Annotated in this window: 15 protein-coding genes; 10 read left to right on the top strand and 5 right to left on the bottom strand. The window is 72.0% G+C overall.

Annotation, left to right across the window (positions count from 1 at the left end):
• Positions 1-11 precede the first annotated feature (11 nt).
• A complete protein-coding gene (locus AC3CBB_RS02895) occupies positions 12-1,772 on the bottom strand; it encodes a cation:proton antiporter (RefSeq protein WP_488625918.1) in 1,761 nt (586 codons plus the stop codon).
• 149 nt (positions 1,773-1,921) lie between these two features.
• Between AC3CBB_RS02895 and AC3CBB_RS02900 the strand changes: the two genes are divergently transcribed.
• Genes AC3CBB_RS02900 through AC3CBB_RS02910 form a run of 3 tightly spaced genes read left to right on the top strand, consistent with a single transcriptional unit; the run spans position 1,922 to position 4,986 of the window.
• Complete coding sequence (locus AC3CBB_RS02900; protein WP_488625919.1) at positions 1,922-3,445, top strand: carboxylesterase/lipase family protein; 1,524 nt, start codon at positions 1,922-1,924, stop codon at positions 3,443-3,445.
• Between the two features lie 57 nt (positions 3,446-3,502).
• The gene (locus tag AC3CBB_RS02905) at positions 3,503-4,777 is read left to right on the top strand and encodes an inorganic phosphate transporter (RefSeq protein WP_123506006.1); all 1,275 of its coding nucleotides are present in this window, start codon (positions 3,503-3,505) and stop codon (positions 4,775-4,777) included.
• The gene (locus tag AC3CBB_RS02910; RefSeq protein WP_488625920.1) at positions 4,774-4,986 is read left to right on the top strand and encodes a hypothetical protein; all 213 of its coding nucleotides are present in this window, start codon (positions 4,774-4,776) and stop codon (positions 4,984-4,986) included. The genes AC3CBB_RS02905 and AC3CBB_RS02910 overlap by 4 nt, the downstream gene beginning before the upstream one ends.
• 9 nt (positions 4,987-4,995) lie before the next feature.
• On the opposite strand, the gene AC3CBB_RS02915 is transcribed toward AC3CBB_RS02910, so the two are convergent.
• Positions 4,996-5,754, bottom strand: coding sequence for a hypothetical protein (locus AC3CBB_RS02915; RefSeq protein WP_488625921.1), 759 nt, complete (start codon positions 5,752-5,754; stop codon positions 4,996-4,998).
• Positions 5,755-6,137: 383 nt separating this feature from the next.
• On the opposite strand from AC3CBB_RS02915, the gene AC3CBB_RS02920 reads away from it, so the two are divergent.
• Entirely contained in the window at positions 6,138-7,049 is a 912-nt protein-coding gene (locus AC3CBB_RS02920) for a diacylglycerol/lipid kinase family protein (protein ID WP_488625922.1), read from the top strand.
• A 49-nt stretch (positions 7,050-7,098) separates the two neighbouring features.
• On the opposite strand, the gene AC3CBB_RS02925 is transcribed toward AC3CBB_RS02920, so the two are convergent.
• On the bottom strand, positions 7,099-8,097 hold the full coding sequence (locus AC3CBB_RS02925) for an aggregation-promoting factor C-terminal-like domain-containing protein (protein ID WP_488625923.1): 999 nt from the start codon (positions 8,095-8,097) through the stop codon (positions 7,099-7,101).
• Between the two features lie 366 nt (positions 8,098-8,463).
• On the opposite strand from AC3CBB_RS02925, the gene AC3CBB_RS02930 reads away from it, so the two are divergent.
• The 5 genes from AC3CBB_RS02930 (at position 8,464) to AC3CBB_RS02950 (ending at position 14,120) form a co-directional block, all read left to right on the top strand.
• Positions 8,464-9,090, top strand: a complete 627-nt coding sequence (locus AC3CBB_RS02930; RefSeq protein ID WP_488625924.1) for a PadR family transcriptional regulator — start codon at positions 8,464-8,466, stop codon at positions 9,088-9,090.
• Entirely contained in the window at positions 9,087-9,809 is a 723-nt protein-coding gene (locus AC3CBB_RS02935; RefSeq protein WP_488625925.1) for an ABC transporter ATP-binding protein, read from the top strand. The genes AC3CBB_RS02930 and AC3CBB_RS02935 overlap by 4 nt, the downstream gene beginning before the upstream one ends.
• Positions 9,806-12,532 carry an ABC transporter permease gene (locus tag AC3CBB_RS02940; protein ID WP_488625926.1) on the top strand — a complete coding sequence of 909 codons (2,727 nt, stop codon included), beginning with the start codon at positions 9,806-9,808 and terminating at the stop codon, positions 12,530-12,532. The genes AC3CBB_RS02935 and AC3CBB_RS02940 overlap by 4 nt, the downstream gene beginning before the upstream one ends.
• Before the next feature lie 74 nt (positions 12,533-12,606).
• A complete protein-coding gene (locus AC3CBB_RS02945) occupies positions 12,607-13,128 on the top strand; it encodes a MarR family winged helix-turn-helix transcriptional regulator (RefSeq protein ID WP_488625927.1) in 522 nt (173 codons plus the stop codon).
• Positions 13,125-14,120 (top strand): alcohol dehydrogenase catalytic domain-containing protein, encoded by a 996-nt coding sequence (locus AC3CBB_RS02950; protein WP_488625928.1) that lies wholly within the window; start codon positions 13,125-13,127, stop codon positions 14,118-14,120. The genes AC3CBB_RS02945 and AC3CBB_RS02950 overlap by 4 nt, the downstream gene beginning before the upstream one ends.
• A gap of 252 nt (positions 14,121-14,372) precedes the next feature.
• Here the strand turns inward: AC3CBB_RS02950 and AC3CBB_RS02955 are convergent, their stop codons facing one another.
• Entirely contained in the window at positions 14,373-15,872 is a 1,500-nt protein-coding gene (locus AC3CBB_RS02955) for an aspartate ammonia-lyase (protein WP_488625929.1), read from the bottom strand.
• 143 nt (positions 15,873-16,015) lie between these two features.
• Here AC3CBB_RS02955 and AC3CBB_RS02960 point away from each other — a divergent pair, with 143 nt between their 5' ends.
• The gene (locus AC3CBB_RS02960) at positions 16,016-17,419 is read left to right on the top strand and encodes a 3-keto-alpha-glucoside-1,2-lyase-like domain-containing protein (protein ID WP_488625930.1); all 1,404 of its coding nucleotides are present in this window, start codon (positions 16,016-16,018) and stop codon (positions 17,417-17,419) included.
• 59 nt (positions 17,420-17,478) lie between these two features.
• Here AC3CBB_RS02960 and AC3CBB_RS02965 read toward each other — a convergent pair whose 3' ends face one another.
• A complete protein-coding gene (locus tag AC3CBB_RS02965) occupies positions 17,479-18,660 on the bottom strand; it encodes a YihY/virulence factor BrkB family protein (RefSeq protein ID WP_488625931.1) in 1,182 nt (393 codons plus the stop codon).
• Positions 18,661-18,682 lie beyond the last annotated feature (22 nt).

Below are 18,682 nucleotides of genomic sequence, written 5' to 3' on the forward strand. Positions count from 1 at the left end.
CCGCCGAGGGGTCACGAGCGGGTGCGCGCGACCGCCGACGTGTCCATCGCGAGCTCCTCGGCGTCGAGGCCGAGCAGCACGCGCCGCATCACCTCTTCGTCGAGGTTGCCGGCATCGCGCTCCCGCAGCACGACCTCGCGCCGCTTCTGCAGCAGCTCGCGCCGGATGCTCGCCAGCGCCCGAGCGTTGTTGCGCGTGGGGCGCGCCAGCGTCGGATCGGGCGTGATGTCCGGGATCGCGATGTGCGGGGTCGACCGCATGTCGGAGCCGCGCTCCGGCGACGGAGGCTCGACCTCCTCGGCGTCCGAGTCGGCTTCGGCTGCGGCGTCGCTGTCTTCGCGCAGCCCCTGGCGGAAGGCCTGGTCCTGCCGCTGGAGACGCTCCTTGAGGATGGTGATGCCGCGGTCGATCGGCTCCTCGCCCCACTCCTCGGCCCACGCGGCGCGACGGGTGTCGAGGTACTCGATGGCCTCCTGCGTGCTGTTGGACACCAGGCGCAGCTCGGCCTGCACGTCGCGCTCGTTCTGCTCAAGGTCTTGCACGCCGAGACGTCGGATCATCCAGGGCAGGGTCAGGCCCTGGAGCAGGAGCGTGCCGACTGTCACGACGAACGCGATGAGGAACATGACGTCACGGGCGGGCACCTCTCGGCCGGAGTCCGTCATGACGGGGATCGAGACGGCGGCAGCGAGGGTGACCACACCGCGCATGCCCGTCCACGACAGCACGAGCAGCTGCCGCCAGGACAGCTTCGGATCGCGGCGACCCCAGAGCAGACGTCGGACTCGCGCCTTGCGGAACCGGCGGAACCGCACGTAGACGAACCGCCGCATGCCGCGCGACCAGTAGTAGGTGACGAAGATGAAGATCGGTCTGACGACGATCACGACTCCGAGCACGACGAACGCGACGCCGACGCTCTGGCCCAGATCGCGGCCGCTCTCCGTGACGTCGTTGACGACCGTCGAGAGCTGCAGGCCGATCAGCGCGAACACGAAGCCCTCGAGCGTGACGTCGGCGGCGGCCCAGATGGGGCGCTCCTGGAGGCGCGACGCGTAGCCCGCCTTGGGCGAGTTGTAGCCGACGTAGAGCCCGGCGGCCACGACCGCCAGCACGCCCGAGCCCTGGATCTGCTCGGCCGTGATGTACGCGAGGAACGGCAGGATCAGGCCGATCACTATCTCGACGACGGGGTCTTTGACGTGGATGCGCAGGTAGTGCGCCAGCACGCCCAGCACCAGGCCCACGCCGACACCCACCCCGATCGCGAGGCCGAAGATGCCGAGGCCCTGCCAGCCGGTCAGGGCGGCTCCGCCGACGATCGCGAGGAACACCTTCACCAGGGTCAGCGATGCGGCGTCGTTGATGAGGCTCTCGCCCGAGATCACGGCCATCATCTTGCGGGGCAGCCCCAGCTTGCGGCCGATGGACGCGGCCGACACGGCGTCGGGCGGGGCCACCACGGCGCCGACGAGGATCGCCGCCGGCAGCGACATGTCGGGGATCAGCACGTAGGCGATCCAGCCGACGACGAGCGCGGTCACGATGACGAGGAAGATGCCGAGCCGCCGGATCTGCACGAGGCTCTCGCGGAAGTTCTGGAACGACACGTCGAGCGAGGCCGAGTAGAGCAGCGGCGGCAGGATGACGGTGAGGATCACCTCGGAGTCGATCTCGATCTCGGGCAGCCCTGGGATGAACGACACCAGGAGCGCGACGGCGACGACGAGCAGGGGCGCGGGCAGGCCTCGCCAGCGGGCGAACGCGGTCACCGCGAGCGAGCCCGCGAGCAGAAGGAGGAGTTCGAGGAGTTCCAGGGCGGATCCATCCGTCAGGCCGTGAAGCAGGGGATCACCATTCTGCCAGGTTCCGCCCAGGCGACACCTGTGCCCCGACTCGCTTCCGCGCCTAGCCTTGGAACGTGATTCAGCGGACGACGACCTCGGGGGCGGTCCGCGGCGTTGCCGAGCGCGACGTGCTCGCGTGGCGGGGCATCCCGTACGCCGAGCCGCCCGTGGGCGAGCTGCGGTTCAGGGCGCCGCGGGTTCCTGCGCCCTGGAGTGGCGTCCGCGCCGCGCGGCACTTCGGCCCGGCAGCACCGCAGGATCGCGGGCAGTTCGTCGGCATCGACGCCACGACGCCTCAGAGCGAGGACTGCCTCACGATCAACGTCGTCGCTCCAGGCGGCTCGCGACCCGGCGCCGGCCTGCCGGTCATGGTCTACATCCACGGCGGGGCGTACGCCGTCGGGTCGTCGCGCGAGTTCCCGCGGCAGGGCGAGGCGCTGGTGCGCGAGGGCGGCATCGTCTACGTGTCGTTCAACTACCGCCTCGGAGGGCTCGGCTACGTCGACTTCTCGGCCTGGTCGACGGCCGAGCGCCCGATCGAGTCGAACCTGGGCCTGCGCGACCAGCTGCACGCGCTCGAGTGGGTGCGCGACAACATCGCGGCGTTCGGCGGCGACCCCGAGCAGGTCACGGTGTGCGGCGAGTCGGCGGGGGCGAACGCCGTGACGACGCTGATGGCCGTGCCCCGGGCGGAGGGCCTGTTCCGCGCCGCGATCGCGCAGTCGTCGCCGGCCAACGCCATCTACGAGCCCGAGGTGACCGAGAGGTGGGCGGGCGACTTCCTCGAGATCCTCAGCCGCGTCGTGCGCGACGACGACCTGGAGTCGACCTCGCACGAAGACGCGCCGGCCCTGCTGCAGAGCGCGTCGACGCAGGCGATCGTGCGCGCGACGGCGAGGCTCTTCCTCCGGACGCCCGACGACGTGCCCGGGTCGATCTTCCTGTCGCCTGTGATCGACGGCGAGATCCTGCCGGAGCGCCCGCTCGATGCGTTCAAGGCGGGGCGCGCCCACCGGGTGCCGCTGATCATCGGCACCAACGACCGCGAGGGCTCCGTGTTCACGGGGCGCCGCGACATCCTGGCGACGACGCCGCTGCGCATCCGGTCGATCTTCGCCAACACGAAGAAGAAGGCCCGGAAGGCGATCACCGCTCAGTACCCGGGGCTGCCGTCGCGGCCCGCGGCGCTCGACTTCGGCGGCGACTTCTCGTTCTGGTTCCCGACGGTGAAGGTCGCCGAGCGGCACGCCCGGTTCGCGAAGGTGTTCTTCTACCGGTTCGACATCGCGCCGCGCATCCTGAGGGCGGCCGGCGTCGACGCGTTCCACGGGCTCGACCTCTACGCGCTCTTCGACCGGATGGACTCGGCGTTCGGCTTCGCCATGTCGGCGCTCGGCGGGCGACGCGCGTTCCAGCTCGCGGCCCGGCGGATGCGCCGCCGGTGGCTCGAGTTCGTGACGACCGGCGACGTGGCCGACTGGCCGTCGTACGACCCGTTCCGGCGCCGGACGCTCATCATCGACAAGGCCGACCGCGTCGAGTTCGACCCACGGGGCGAGCGCCGCCGGGTCTGGCAGTCGTTCGTGCCGCACATCTGAACCGGTTCGTTCACCTGGCGTTTGACGCGCGTTCATCGGACTGGAAGAGTGACGGCGGTGGATCTCACAGTCATAGTCGTCCTGGTCATCGTGTTGGCCGTCTTCTTCGACTTCACAAACGGCTTTCACGACACGGCCAACGCGATGGCCACGCCGATCGCGACCGGGGCGCTGAGGCCCCGGGTGGCGGTCACCGTCGCCGCGCTCCTCAATCTGGTCGGCGCGTTCCTCTCGACCGAGGTCGCCAAGACGATCTCGGGCGGGATCATCCGCGAGGGTCCGGGCGGCGTCGAGATCACGCCGACGATGATCTTCGCCGGCCTCATCGGCGCCGTGATCTGGAACATGATCACCTGGCTCCGCGGCCTTCCGTCGTCGTCGTCGCACGCGCTCTTCGGCGGGCTCATCGGCGCGGCGCTCGTCGGGGCAGGGACGGGCTCGGTCGACTTCGGAGTCGTGCTCTCGAAGGTCGTGCTGCCGGCGTTCCTGGCGCCTCTCGTCGCTGGGCTCGTGGCCTTCACCGCGACGCGCCTCGCCTACCGGATCACGCGTCGGCCGGTCGGCAAGAACCAGCGCGGCGGCTTCCGAGTCGGGCAGATGTTCACGTCGTCGCTGGTGGCCCTGGCGCACGGAACGAACGACGCCCAGAAGACGATGGGCGTCATCACGCTGGCCCTGATCGCCGGCGGCTTCCTCGACACCGGGGCCAGCCCGCCGTTCTGGGTGATCCTCGTCTGCGCCCTCGCCATCGCGCTCGGCACCTACACCGGCGGCTGGCGGATCATCCAGACGATGGGCGGCGGCCTCACCGACATCAAGGCGACGCAGGGCTTCTCGGCCGAGGCGTCCACCGCCGCCACCGTGCTCGCGTCGAGCCACCTCGGCTTCGCCCTGTCGACGACCCAGGTGTCGTCGGGATCGATCATCGGCGCCGGCCTCGGCCGCCGCGGCGGTGTCATTCAGTGGGGCACGGCGAGCAAGATCGTGATCGCCTGGTTCATCACGCTGCCGGCGGCCGGTCTCGTCGGCGCCGCCTGCGAGCTGATCGCCCGCGCGGGGACCATCGGCCTCGTGATCGACGCCCTCCTCGGAGCCGGCGTCATCGTGGCCATCTTCGTCGCGTCGCGCCGCAAGCCCGCCGAGCAGTCCAACGCGCTCGAGGTCGACGTCGCCATGAACTCCGTCCTCACCCGGCAGGAGCGCCGGGCCCGCGCGAAGAAGCGCGGCGACGAGATGCTGGCCGAGCGACGCCGCATGAGCGACGAGTCGTCGCTCTTCGAGATGGGTGCCGACGACGCCGTCGACGTGCCGGCCGAGGGAGGATCCCGATGATCGACTGGGGAGCATTCGTCGTCGTGGCGCTCGTCTCGCTGGTGTCGGCTGCCGCGCTCGTGAGCCTGTACGCCGCCGGGCTCCGCCTCCTGGCCGTCGAAGGACCGGTCCGGGTGGCCCGCGCCGGCGCCTGCGCCTGCTTCGTCGTGTGCGGGCTCGGCGTGCTGTTCGGGATCTACCTCATCGTTCCGGCGTTCCACGGCGGCTGACCCGCCGGGTCACTCGATGGCGACCGCCACGGCGCCCCCGTTGACGAGCACCTCGAACGTCCCGGCGCGCGTGGTCTGCGTGAACACGTAGCGGTCGACCATGGCGCGATCGGCGGGCACGCACGTCACCTGGTCCGTGACGTTGTCGAACGTGCCGACGAAGCAGAGCTGCTGGGGGTTCTCGCCGGTCCCGAGCCAGAGGCGCCACCGCTCGCGGGTCGCGCCGGCCCTGGGGTCGTCGTCGTAGAGCAGCCTGCTCGACCGGGCGTCGACGTCGCCGCGGAGCGCGGTCGGCAGGGCGTCGGTTTGCACCTGCACCCGGCCGAGGGCCCGGGTGATGACCGACACCGTCAGCGGTGCGTCGGCGGTGATGGTCGGGCTCGGCGTCGGCGCTGCCGTGCCCGGGCGCAGCGTCGCGCCGGCCGTCGTCGCCGCGATCCCGAGGCCGAACGCCGCCACGGCGACGCCGGCGAGCAGAGCGCCGGTGCGGCGCGCCGACGGCCTACGCAGCGCCGCCGGCGCGGTGGCGGGCGCGGGCACGGAGTCCGGGGCGGTGGCGGGCGCGTGCGCGGGCACCGTATCCGGCGCGGCGGCGGGCATGGAGTCGAGGTCGCGGAGAGCCCGCGCGGCGGTGGCCGACTCGGCGGGCGTGGCATCGGGGGAGTACGCGACCTCGATCAGCCGGCGGCGGGCGGCGTCGCGGTCGTCGGCCGCCGGGCCGTCGGCGTCGCCGGGGCCCGGGTCACGCTCCGCCTCGCCTCGTGCCACCGTCGGCCTCCCGTTCTCGTCCCGCGCCGAGCGTAACCCCGGCGGCCCGGCGGAGTCGCGCGCCGCTGCTCCCCGCCGGTCCAGGGCCGCCCCCGCCGAATCGGCACACTCCCTCCGGCGCGACGGCGGGGCTGAGCCGAATCGGCGGGGTGCCCGGCCCGGTTCGGCGGTGTCGAGCCGAATCGGCGGGATCGAGCCGACCCCGCGGTGCCCCGGCCGCCCCCGCCGAATCGGCACACTCCCTCCGGCGCGACGGCGGGGCTGAGCCGAATCGGCGGGGTGCCCGCCCCGATCCGGCGGTGTCGAGCCGAATCGGCGGGATCGAGCTGACCCCGCGGGCCCGAGCCCGGCCCCACGCCGCGACCGCATGCCATGATCGACGCATGACGACACCGACGCCGCGCAGGATCGCCGTCGCCATCAACCCGAGCGCCTCCTTCGGCCGCCATCGCCCGGTCGGCCCCGCCGTCGTCGACCGGCTGGGCGCCGCGGGCCACGACGTCGTGCCGCTCCAGCGGGGGTCGCACGCCGAGCTGCTCACCGCGTGCCGGGCCGAGCTGGCGGCGGGAGCCGACGCCCTGGTCGTCGTCGGCGGCGACGGCATGGTCAGCCTCGGCGTGGGGCTCGTCGCCGAGACCGGCACGCCGCTGGGGATCGTTCCCGCCGGCACGGGCAACGACTTCGCGCGCGCCCTCGGCATCCCCTTCGACGACCCGGAGGCAGCCCTAGACCAGCTCATCGGGCTGCTCGACGGCGAGCCGCGGGTGGTCGACGCACTCCGTGTCACGCACGGCGGCGGCGAGACCTGGGTCGCCGGGGGAGTGTCGGCCGGCTTCGACGCGTTCGTCAACGAGACCGCCAACCGGATCCGGCGCCCGCGCGGCCGCCTGCGCTACGACGTGGCGCTCGCGCTCGAGCTGGTGCGGCTCCGGCAGGTCGAGTACGAGGTGACCGTCGACGGCGAGACCCGGTCGGTGGCCGGCACGCTGGTGTCGGTGGGCAACGCGCGCTCCGTCGGCGGCGGGATCACCCTGCTGCCCGACGCGAGGATCGACGACGGCCGGCTCGATCTTCTCGTCGTGGACCGTCTGACTCGAACGCAGTTCCTGCGCCTGTTCCCCCGGGTCTCGAAGGGGACGCACGGCGACGATCCGCGCGTGCGGCTGAGCCGTGCCGAGCGGGTGCGCATCGATGCGCCCGGCGTCATCGCGTACGGCGACGGCGAGCGGATCGGCCCGCTCCCCGTCGACGTCGGCGTGGTACCCGGGGCCCTGCGGGTGTTCGCCCCGCGTTAGAAGAGCCGACCGCGCAGGAACTGGCGCTCCCGCCCGCACCCGCCGCCGCTCAGTACCAGTTGTTCGCGACCGAGTGCGCCCAGGCCGCGCAGGGCGTGCCGTACGAGCCCGAGATGTACCCGAGGCCCCAGATGACCTGGGTCGTGGCGTTGGAGGCCCAGTCGGACGACACGCTCGCCATCTTGCTGCCGGGCAGCGCCTGGGGGATGCCGGTGGCGCCGGATGCGTTGTAGGCCTCGTAGTTCCAGCCGGACTCCTTGGTCCAGAGGCTGACCAGGCAGCTGTACTGGTCGTCGCCCCAGCCGTACTGGCTGGCCATCAGGGCCTTCGCGGTGGCCTTGGCGCCGTCGGGCGTGTTCGCTGCGGCCTGGCGGATGGCGTCGGCCTTGGCCTCGGCGGCCTTCGCCTTCGCAGCGGTGGCGGCCTTCGCCTTCGCGGTGGCCTCGGCCTGGGCCGCCTTCTCGGTCGCCGCGGTGGCGGTCGAGACGGCGTCGGCGGCGTCCTGGGTCGCCTCGACGCGCGCCATGACGATGTCGGGGTCGGCGCGGCGGTAGTCCGAGAGCTTCGCGAGGCGGCTGCTGAGGGTCGTCGTGGATCGGCTCAGCGTCATCGTGGATCGGCTCAGCGTCGTCGTGGACACGGTGGCAGGCGTCTTCGTGGCGACGCTCTGCGCCTTGGCCTTGACGTCGTGGCCCGAGGCCAGCGCGATGGCGGCGACGGTGTTCGCCGTGTTCCGGGGCACGGCCGAGCCGGCGTGGACCGAGATGCGGTCGTCGGCGAGCCGGGTGATCGTCACTCCGGCGCCGGCGTCGATGGTCGGCGTGCCGCTCGGGTGGCCGGCGCCGATGCTGTCGGCCAGGGCCGATGTGCCGATCACGGGGGTGCCGGTCGTGGCGGAGACGACGACGCCGGTGCAGGCGAGGCCGGCGGCGACCGCGAAGGCGCCGAGGCCCGCCAGCCGGAGGCGGCGGGAGCGGCGGCGGGCGAGGGTCTGGCAGTGGCGGGTGGTGCTGGTGCTGGTGCTAGTGGCGGTGCTTCTGAAGGGCAAGGAGTTCCTCGTGCTCGACCGGTGTGCCACCACCTCGACGAAGACAGGGCGACGACGAATCGCGGCTCGCGCGGGGTCGCGGGAGCGCGCGGCCGTACCGGGCCGGGCCCCGGACGAAGCTCGGGACGCGCGTGCCAGGCGGATGGTGGGCCGGTTGCGGTTCTGCGAGGCGGCGAAGCCTCAGACGTGCCAGGCGCTAGGGCCGGCGGGCACGAAGTGGCGAGTATTGCCGGGGTTCCTGGAGAGAGCTGGTCAGAAGCCTGCGAGAACCCTCTGTCCACCCATGCGTTTGCATAGATCCGAACCTGCTGGTTCGTGCGTACCGGGTATGCAATACTGCGTAGGTACTTACGACGGGGGAATCGAATGTCCATACGCCAGAGCTTCCTGGCCATCCTCGACCAGGGCGCCTGCTACGGCTACCAGCTCCGGGCCGAGTTCGACCGGCGGACGGGGTCGACGTGGCCCCTCAACATCGGCCAGATCTACTCGACGCTCGATCGTCTGGAGCGCGACGGCCTCGTCGAGCGAACCGAGGCCGACGACTCCGACCACGTGTACTACGCGATCACGCCGACCGGTCACGACGAGGTCGCCCAGTGGCTGGTCTCGCCGGTCGTCCGATCGACAGCGGCGCCCCGCGACGAGCTCGCCATGAAGCTCGCGATCGCGATCACGCTCCCGGGCGTCGACATCACCGCCCTGATCCAGGCGCAGCGGCAGGCCACGCTGCGCAACCTGCAGGAGCTCACCCGGGCCAAGCGCGCCGGGGGCGACGGCGGTGCAGGAGACGACCTCTCCTGGCAGCTCGTCATCGACTCGCTCATCTTCCAGGCCGAGGCCGAGGTGCGGTGGCTCGGCCACTCCGAGACGCGCCTCGTGCGCGCGAAGGCCAGCGGCCTCGCCGCGCCGATGCCGATCGACGAGACGCCGGCACGGCGGGGTCGTCCGGCTCGCGGCGGCGTCCCCATCGACGGGAAGGCCCGCGCATGACCGAAGAGCTCCTCCGCCTCGACGGCGTCTCCATGCAGTACGGCACCGGCGAGACGCGGGTGACCGCGCTGTCGGGCATCGACCTGACCGTGTCCCGCGGCGAGCTCGTCGCCGTCATGGGCGCCTCCGGCTCCGGCAAGTCGACCCTCCTCACGGTCGCCGGCGGCCTGACCACGCCGACCAGCGGCGAGGTGATCGTCGAGGGCAACTGGCTCAGCCAGCTCTCGCCCCGCCAGCTCGCGACCCTCCGTCGCCGGAGCCTCGGCTTCGTCTTCCAGGACTTCAACCTGATCCCGTCGCTCACCGTGCTCGAGAACGTGACGCTCCCGCTCGAGCTCGACGGCTTCCCGGGCAGGCGCGCCAAGCGCCCCGGCCTCGACGCGCTCGCCTCAGTCGAGCTGCTCGACAAGGCCGACCGCTATCCCGTCGACCTCTCGGGCGGCCAGCAGCAGCGAGTCGCCATCGCACGGGCGGTCGTCGGCGGCCGCTCGCTGATCCTCGCCGACGAGCCCACCGGCGCGCTCGACTCGACGACGGGCGAAGTCGTGCTCCGCATGCTGCGCTCGCGCGTCGACGCGGGTGCCGGCGGCATCCTCGTCACGCACGACGCCCGCCACGCCGCCTGGGCCGACCGGATCGTGTTCATCCGCGACGGCCGCCTGGTCGACGAGGCGCAGACGCCGCCGGTCGCGACGCTCTTCGAGGGAGCAGACCGGTGACGAAGAGGGGGGAGGGGCTTCCGGAGACGAGCCGCGGGGGATGGCGGCTCGCCTTCCGGATGTCGCGCAGGATGGCGCAGCAGTCCGTGGGGCGCAGCGTCCTGGTGGCGGTGCTCATCGCCGTCCCCATCCTCGGCGTCGCCGGCATCGACACCGTCCAGGCGAGCCGCCAGGCGACGCCGTCCGAGTCGGTCCGGCTGCAGCTCGGCCAGAACGAGGCGATGGTGCAGGTGGTCTCCGGCCCCGGGTCGGGGCTCGAGCAGGACCCCGTCGACCCCTTCAGCACGAGCGGCTCGATCGACACCCCGGTGACCATCTCGTCTCCCGCCGAGGTGCTGCCCCCGGGCACGCGCATCCTGCCCGTGCTGGCCACCAGCGTCGTCGTCCGCACCGTGACCGGCATCGCCAACGTGTCGGCCGTCGAGGGGCCCGTCTGGAATCGCGCCTTCGCGGGCCGCGACGACGTGGTCACGGGGCGCTCGCCGACGACGGACGACGAGGTGATGGTCTCGCCCGGCGGGGTGAAGCGGTTCGGCGTCGCGGTCGGCGGCACGCTGCGGGTCACGCAGCCCTCCCCGCACACGTACACCGTCGTCGGCGTGCTCAAGAACGCCAGCTCGCCGGCCGACGACGCCGTCGTCTACGGCCGCACCGGCGCGTTCGCGACGGTGAAGCCGTCCGAGGCGGTCTCGCAGGCCGAGTACTACCTGCCCGACCTCCGTCTCGACTGGCCCCAGGTGCAGGCGCTCAACGCGAAGGGGCTGACGGTGCTGTCGCGCGCGGTCGTGCTGGACCCGCCGACGGACGCCTCCATCTCGTCATCGACAGGCGGAGACGGCCTGCTCGGCCTCTTCGTCGTGCTCCTCGCCGCTTTCGGCCTGTTCGAGGTCTGCCTGCTCGCCGGCGCCGCGTTCGCCGTCGGTGCTCGTCGCCGCCAGCGGGCTCTGGCCATCCTGTCGAGCGTCGGCGCCGATCGCCGCACCCTGTTCGGCATCATGTCGTTCGAAGGCGTGATCCTGGGGGCCCTCGGCGGCCTGCTCGGCACCGCTCTCGGCATCGCGGGGGCTGCCATCGCCGCCCCGATCCTGGCCGGCGGCGACCAGAGCAGGTACCCGGGATTCCATGTCGATCCGCTGGCCCTGGGCGCCACGGTTCTCGCGGCCACCCTGGCCGGCTGGATCTCAGCCGCGATCCCCGCCCGCGCGGCGTCCCGTGTCGACATCGTCGTGGCGCTGCGCGGTGCCCAGCGCCCGACTGCTTCGACGCTCCGTCGTCCGCTCGTGGGCGTCTTCATCGCGGCAGCCGGCTCGGTGATCGCGCTCGCCGGAGGACTCGTGATCATCTCGTCCCAGAACATCGAGGCCAACGGTCAGAACCGGGTGCTGACACTCGGCATCGTCCTCCTGGCGGCTGGCCCCGTGATCATGCAGATCGGCGCTCTCCTGACCGCGCCCCTCCTTCTCCGCTGGACGGCGCGCGGACTCTCCCGCCTCGGCACGGCCGCTCGGCTCGGGGCGCGCGATGCCTCGCGCAACTCCGGCCGCACCGTGCCCGCCGTCGCCGCGATCATGAGCTGCGTCTTCGTCTCCGCCTTCGCCCTCTGCATGCTGGCGGGTGGGCAGAAGCTCACGGTCGACACCTACAGCTGGACGGTGCCCGACAACACCGCCGTCGTCAACCTGACCGGCTACAGCGATGCCCAGGGCCGCTCGTTCCTGGTACAGCCCGACGGGATCGCCGCCGCGCTCGCCAAGAGCTACCCGGGATCGCAGGCTGTGGTCCTCTCGGGTGCGCTCGACGCGGGACTCGTGGGCGACTCGGTCTCGACGTACACGGTGCCGCGGCTCGTGACGACGAAGGGGCTCACCGAGTCGTATCAGCAGTCGAGCACCGGGACAGGTCATCTCATCGCGGGCGACCTCGACGACCTGGCGGTCATGCTGGGCGAGCCCGCGAACGCGACGTCCCGGGCCACGCTGGCCGCCGGTGGGGCGGTGTCGCTCTACCCGCAGTACCTCCACGACGGACGAGTCACCATCGACACCGTGACGAGCGCGTCGCTCACCGCGGACGACCCCGGCAAGCCGGTGCGCTCGCAGTCGCTTGCGGCGACCGTCCAGAGCGCATCGGTGCCGACCGACTTCGGAATCTTCGTCACGACCGCGACGGCTGATCGGCTCGGCATCCCGATCCATCCGACCGCCGTCGTGGCCGCTCTCGACCACGCTCCGACCGCCGCCGAGGACGACGCCGCGAGAGCCGCGGTGTCCGTCGCCAATCCGATCGTGTTCCCCTATGTCGAGACCGGTCCTCCGCGCTTCGCGGCGCTGTGGTCGTGGCCGCTTCTGGCTGTGACCACTCTCATCGCGCTGGTGTCCGCAGCCGTGGCGCTGGCACTGGCTCGGGCCGACGCCCGTCGCGACGACGAGGTGCTCGTCGCCGTCGGCGCCCCGCCGCGACTCCAGCGAGCCTTCGGCTTCTGGCAGGCGATCGTGATCACCGGCCTCGGATCGGTGATCGGCGTCGCCCTCGGCCTCGTACCGGCCGCGGCCCTGTCAGTCCACGGTGTGGACGGCTCCGCAGGGTACGTCCCGTTCGTGCCTCCGTGGCTCCTCCTGGGGTTGACCGCTATCGGCATCCCCCTGGTCATCGCCGGCGGCTCCTGGCTCGCGCTCCGCCGCCCGCGCGGCCTCTGGACGGTGCGGCGGCTGCCAGCCGTCTGAGTGGCCGGCGCCCGACCCGTTGCGGCGGGGCCGTGCCGAATCGGCGGGCCGGGCTTGCGCCACAACTAGTTACCGTGGAAGATACATCCATGGCAACCAAATCAGCTCCGGAAACACCGATCGACGTCTTCGAAGACCTCGTCCGCTTCCAGATCGAGGTCTGGAACGCCGTCGACGCCCGCCTCCAGCGCACCCTCGACCTGCCTGTGGCGATCCATCAGCCCTTGCGCATCATGGCCGAGCGGGGCGACTGCCGGGTCGCCGACATCTCCGAGCGCCTCGTGATTACGGTCGGCGGCGCGAGCAAGATCGTCGACCGGCTGGAGGCGCGCGGCCTGTGCGAACGGCGTGCCAACCCGGGCGACAGGCGGTCGTCGCTGCTCGGGCTGACGGCGGAGGGGGAGGCGGTGCTCGAGCGGGCGAACGTCGAGGTGGCCGCCGAGGTGGAGACCCGGATTGCGGAGCCGCTGGGCCCCGACGGGTTTGCCGCGTTCGGGCGGGCCCTCCAGTTCCTGCGCGCTGATGCGAAGGCACGCACCCAGACAGACACCGACACCGAAACAGCGACCGACCCCACCGAGAGGGCAGACCGATGACCGCACCCACCACCATGCGCGCAGCCGTGCTCGACGCTCCCGGCACCGAGGAGGCTCCCGGAGCGCTCGACGTTCGCGAGATCCCGGTGCCGGTGCCGAAGCCCGGGGAGGTGCTGATCCGCGTCAGGGCGTTCGGCCTCAACCGTTCCGAGCTGCACACCCGCATGGGGTTCGGCGAGGGCGTCACCTACCCGCGCGTGCTCGGCATCGAGGCCACCGGAGTGGTCGAGTCGGCTCCGGGCGGGGAGTTCGAGGCGGGGCAGCAGGTGGTCGCGATGATGGGCGGCATGGGGCGCACCTTCGACGGCGGCTACGCGGAGTACACGTCGGTGCCCGCATCTCAGGTCGTGCCCTTCTCGTCCGCGCTCGACTGGGCCACCCTCGGCGCCGTGCCCGAGATGCTGCAGACGGCCTACGGGTCGCTCACCGTCGGCATGGACGCCCAGCCCGGGTCGTCGGTGCTGATCCGCGGCGGGACGTCGTCGATCGGCATGGCGGCGGCGGTCCTGGCCAAGCGACGCGGCATGACGGTGTTCTCGACCACGCGGAGCGCTGCGAAGGCGTCGTCTCTCACGGCGATCGGGGTCGACCACGTGCTCGTCGACGACGGCGACGTCGCCGCCCAGGTGCGGGTGATCGCCCCCGACGGCGTCGGCTCGGCCCTGGAGCTGATCGGCGCCCCGACGCTCCGCGACACCCTCGCCGCGACGGGCTACCACGGCACCGTGTGCTTCACGGGGATGCTGTCGAACAGGTGGATCCTCGACGACTTCTACCCGAACGGCTGGCTGCCCCGCGGCGTGCGGCTCGCGGCCTACTCGGGCGACGCGTCCGACCTGCCGGCGGCCGTGCTGCAGGAGTTCCTCGACGCCGTCGCAGCGGGGGAGGCCGCCGTGCCGATCCAGGAGGTGTTCCCGCTCGACCGAATCGCCGACGCGCACGCCGTGATGGAGCGCGGGGGCGGCGCCGGCAAGCTCGTCGTCACCACCTGACGGGGCGGCCGCATCGGCTCGGCCGTGGCCCTGAGCGCCCCGGCCGCCCCCGCCGTTTCGGCTCGTCCCCGCCTGCGCGCCGGCGGGCCCGTGCCGATTCCGAGGGCGCCGCCCGCCGCCCGACGCCGCCCCGCGGCGGCGAGCCGCCCCTTCAGCACGACGCACACGCCGGTGCGACGGTCCGCAGGACAGATCTCACGAGCGGCAGCGCATCCGCCTCACCCCGCGGCGCAGCCGCCCGAGCGGCGCGGCTCAGCCGCTCGTCTCATCCGCATGCCCGGCATCCAGCGACGCCAGGTGCTTCGTGATCTGCTCGGCCGTGACCACCGGGATCGACGACGTGATCGCCTCCAGCCCCGAGAGTCGGGCCGGCGACAGCACGTGCTGAACCTGATCGTCGCTCATGAGGCCGGCGGCCACGACCAGGGTCGCGATCGGCGTGTCGGTGGCGAGAGCGGTGTGCGCGATCGACGCGGCGGCCGCGTAGCCGATGTAGGGCGTGAGCGCCGTGACGACGCCGATGTTCGTCTCGACCTGGGCGGCGAGCCGCGACGTGTTGGCGCGGATGCCGTCGATGCAGTTGACCCGCAGGGTGACGCAGGCACGCGACAGCCACGACACGCTCTGCAGGATCGAGTTGGCGATCACGGGCTCGAACGCGTTGAGCTGCAGCTGCCCGGCCTCGGCGGCCATCGTCACCGTGACGTCGGCGCCGGCGACGGCGAACGCGACCTGGTTCACGACCTCGGGGATCACCGGGTTCACCTTGCCCGGCATGATCGACGACCCGGCCTGGCGCGGCGGCAGCGTGATCTCGCCGAGGCCCGCCTGCGGCCCGCTCGAGAGCAGCCGCAGGTCGTTGCAGATCTTCGACAGCTTGATGGCGCTCCGCTTGAGTGCGCCCGAGACGGTCATGTAGACCCCGGCGTCGCTGGTCGCCTCGATGAGGTCGGGCGCCGTGACCATCTCGATGCCCGAGATGTCGCTGAGGTGGCGGCGCACGGCCTCGGCGTACTTCGGGTCGGCCGTTATGCCGGTGCCGATGGCGGTGGCTCCGAGATTGATCTCGGCGAGCAGCGGGAGCGTGTCGCGCAGCCGCTGCTGGTCCTCGCCGAGGGTGTGGGCGAAGCCGGTGAACTCCTGGCCGAGCGTCATCGGCACGGCGTCCTGCAGCTGGGTGCGGCCGACCTTCAGCACGTCGCGGAACTCGTGCCCCTTCTTCGCGAACGCCTCGGCGGTGCGGCCGAGCTCGGCGACGAACGGGGTGAGCGCGAGCGACATGGCCAGCTTGATGGCGGTCGGGTAGGTGTCGTTGGTCGACTGGCTGCGGTTCACGTCGTCGATCGGGTGCAGGAACTCGTAGTCGCCCTTGCCGTGTCCGAGAATCTCGAGTGCGCGGTTGGCGATGACCTCGTTGCTGTTCATGTTCGTGCTCGTGCCCGCGCCGCCCTGCAGCACCCCCACCCGGAACTGGTCGTGCAGCGCCCCGGCGCGGATCTCCTCGCAGGCCTGCTCGATCGCCGCGGCCTTCTCCCGCGACAGCACGCCGATCTCGACGTTGGCGCGAGCGGCGGCCTGCTTGACCACGGCGAGCGCGACGACGAGCTCCGGGTAGACCGAGATCGGGCGGTTGGCGATCGGGAAGTTCTCGACGGCCCGGAGAGTATGCACGCCCCAGTACGCGTCGGCCGGCACCTCCCTCGATCCGAGGGAGTCGGTCTCGAGCCTGGTCTGCTGCGTCGCATCCGTCATGCCGTCGAGACTAACCGGCGCTCCCCGAGGCGGTCCGGTCTGACACCCGCGCAGGGCTGAGGCGCTCGACACCTGTCCCGGTAGACTCGGCGCTGCACCACCTGGTCTGGCATCACCACCCACCCCCAGGAGAGAGCGAGCGCGTGTCTGTTCAGGAGACCGCGTCCGACCGGACGAACCAGCCGGCGGACGCCACGGGGCAAGCCCCCGCTCCTCATCGCGCCCGCACCTGGGTCTCCGCGCAGCTGCGTCGCCGACGGGTCGTCGCCGGTGTCGGCGTTCTCCTGCTGGCGTCGGTCGCCCTCACCGCCGAGCTCGCTCCGGGCACGTCGTCGGGCTTCACCGCGACGGTCGGCACCACCTCGAACACCGTCGGCACCGCGCCGAACTTCAGCCCCTCCGGCGGCGTCCTGCCCTACAACGACACGTGGGACGGCGGCGACAGCGGCTGGAACGACTACTCCGGCACCTGGGCCACGGCGTCCGCCACCTCCGGCTCGACCTACACCGAGTCGTCGTCCGCGGCCAACGGCCCGAAGGCCGTGACCGGCCAGACGAGCTGGACCGACTACACGCTCCAGGGCGACGTCAAGATCAACTCGGGCTCGCAGGCCGGCCTGCTGTTCCGCGTCCAGAGTCCCGGCGTCGGCACCGACACCCTGAACGGCTACTACCTGGGGCTCTACACGTCCGGCTCGATGACGCTCGGCCGCGAGAACAACTCGTACACGGCGCTCAAGTCGACGGCCGGGACCGTGGCGGCGGGCACCTGGTACCACGTCACGATCCAGGCGGTCGGCTGCGTCTTCACCTACACGATGCAGCCCCTCGGCCAGCTCCTCGGCACCGGGCCCGTCACGAGCGCCACCTACACCGACGCCGGCTGTCCGACCGCTGGCGCCATCGGGGTGCGCGAGTTCGGCAGCGGTGCGAGCTGGCGCAACATCACAGCGACCTCCGGCGGCACGACCTCGACGGCGATCGCCCCGTACCTGTCGCAGTTCGGCGCAACGACTGCCTCGACGTCCGGCTGGAGCACCTACGGCGGCACCTGGTCCACGAACACCGGCAACGAGACCTACGCGAACTCCAGCTCGACAGCCGGGGCGAAGGCCCTGACGGGCACGTCGACCTGGGGCAACTACTCGCTGACGGGCGACGTCCTGATGACGTCGGCTCCGACCGCGACGACGGGCGCGGGGTTCCTGGTGCGGGCGAGCGGCGCCTCCAGCGGCCTCAGCAACGTCGCGGGCTACTACGTCAACCTGTCGTCGACGAACCTCAGCATCACGCGCATCGCGTCGGGCACCGCGACGGTGCTCGATACCGACCCGCTCCCCGCGACTCTCGGAGCGAGCACCTGGTACCACGTGACGGTCGAGGCCGTCGGCTGCACGATCTCGGCGACGGCGCAGCTCAAGACCGGCAGCGTGCTGACCAGGTCGACGGTCGCCGACACCGGCTGCGCGGCGACGAGCGGCCTCGTCGGGCTGCGGACGCTGGGCACGCCGGCGACCTGGCGTGCGATCGCGGTGACGCCGAGGTAGGGCGGCCAGTTCCTGCGCCCTGGCGCTTGTCAGACGACACTGCCGCGAGGCGCGGAAGCCTACGAGCGGTCGTCGAGGTCCTGGTCGTCGATCTCGATGTGGCCGCGGCTCTCGTGCACCTGGAAGCGCGGCCGGATGTGCGGCCGCCCCAGCTCGTCGAGGGTCGGCTCGCCGTAGAGGCGCACCGCCTTCAGGCGCATCGTGCGCCCGTCGACCATGTCGAGCGAGTTGTGCCGGGCGAGCGCCAGGTTGCGCTTGCTGTCGCGCATCGGCAGCGGGATCAGACCCTCCGCCTCGACGCCCGACTGCAGGTAGCGCACCCGGATGATCTGCGAGTCGAGCTCGCCGCCCAGCACCAGCACGAAGTTCGAGATGAACGCGTAGACCAGCACGACGACCGCGCCGCCGAGCACCCCGTAGACCCGGTCGTACTTGGTGAAGGTCGTCACGTAGATCGCGAAGCCCGCCGTCGACAGGCCCCAGCCGCCGATGGCGAGCAGCGCGCCGTACGAGACCCAGCGCACGCGCGGATGCTTGATCGTCGGCGTGAAGTAGTACAGCAGCGCGACCGACAGCACCACGAGCCCGACCAGCACCGGCCACTTGAGCACGTTCCAGAGCGGAACGAGCAGGAACCCGATGCGGAGCTGCGACCCGACGGCTTCGGCGATCGTCGGAGTGATGAGCAGGATCGCGGCGATACCGGCGTACAGCACCATCAGAACGGCCGACAGCAGCAGCATCTGCGCCCGGAACCGGAAGAAGCGCCGCCCCTCCTGCACGTCGTAGATCGTGTTCATCGCGCGCCCGAATGCCGAGCTGTAGCCCGACAGCGCCCACAGCGTCAGCACCAGGCCGACACCGAGGGTCACGCCGGGGCTCGACAGGCTGAGCAGCGAGATCAGCGGCGACCGGAGCGCCGAGGCCGCGTTCGGCCCGATCACGAGACGCGCGATCTCGAGGATGTCGTCGACCGCATCGCCGTCGCTCTGGCCGAGCGACGCGGCCGACACGACCGCGAGGGCGCCGGGCAGGATCGCCAGGGTCGAGAAGAACGCGAGCGCCGCGCCGGCATCGACCGTCCGGTGGCGGAGGAAGCCGTGGTAGGTGCGGCGCAGGGCGTAGCGCCACGGGATCGGGTCGTCGGGGCCGACGACGAGCCAGGCGTTCCAGGCCTTCACGAAGGGCGAGGCCAGCAGCCGCAGCAGCGCGAGGACGGGCTCGAGTGCTCGTCCTGTCATACCCCGAGGATACCGGGCCGGT

It is taken from the genome of Frondihabitans sp. OV104, from assembly GCF_057787745.1.

Excerpts from the sequence above, each read along its gene's own strand:
- AC3CBB_RS02910 (WP_488625920.1), top strand. The coding sequence starts at position 4,774 with ATGATCGACTGGGGAGCATTCGTCGTCGTGGCGCTCGTCTCGCTGGTG.
- AC3CBB_RS02920 (WP_488625922.1), top strand. The coding sequence starts at position 6,138 with ATGACGACACCGACGCCGCGCAGGATCGCCGTCGCCATCAACCCGAGC.
- AC3CBB_RS02955 (WP_488625929.1), bottom strand. The coding sequence starts at position 15,872 with ATGACGGATGCGACGCAGCAGACCAGGCTCGAGACCGACTCCCTCGGA.
- AC3CBB_RS02950 (WP_488625928.1), top strand. The coding sequence starts at position 13,125 with ATGACCGCACCCACCACCATGCGCGCAGCCGTGCTCGACGCTCCCGGC.
- AC3CBB_RS02935 (WP_488625925.1), top strand. The coding sequence starts at position 9,087 with ATGACCGAAGAGCTCCTCCGCCTCGACGGCGTCTCCATGCAGTACGGC.
- AC3CBB_RS02930 (WP_488625924.1), top strand. The coding sequence starts at position 8,464 with ATGTCCATACGCCAGAGCTTCCTGGCCATCCTCGACCAGGGCGCCTGC.
- AC3CBB_RS02965 (WP_488625931.1), bottom strand. The coding sequence starts at position 18,660 with ATGACAGGACGAGCACTCGAGCCCGTCCTCGCGCTGCTGCGGCTGCTG.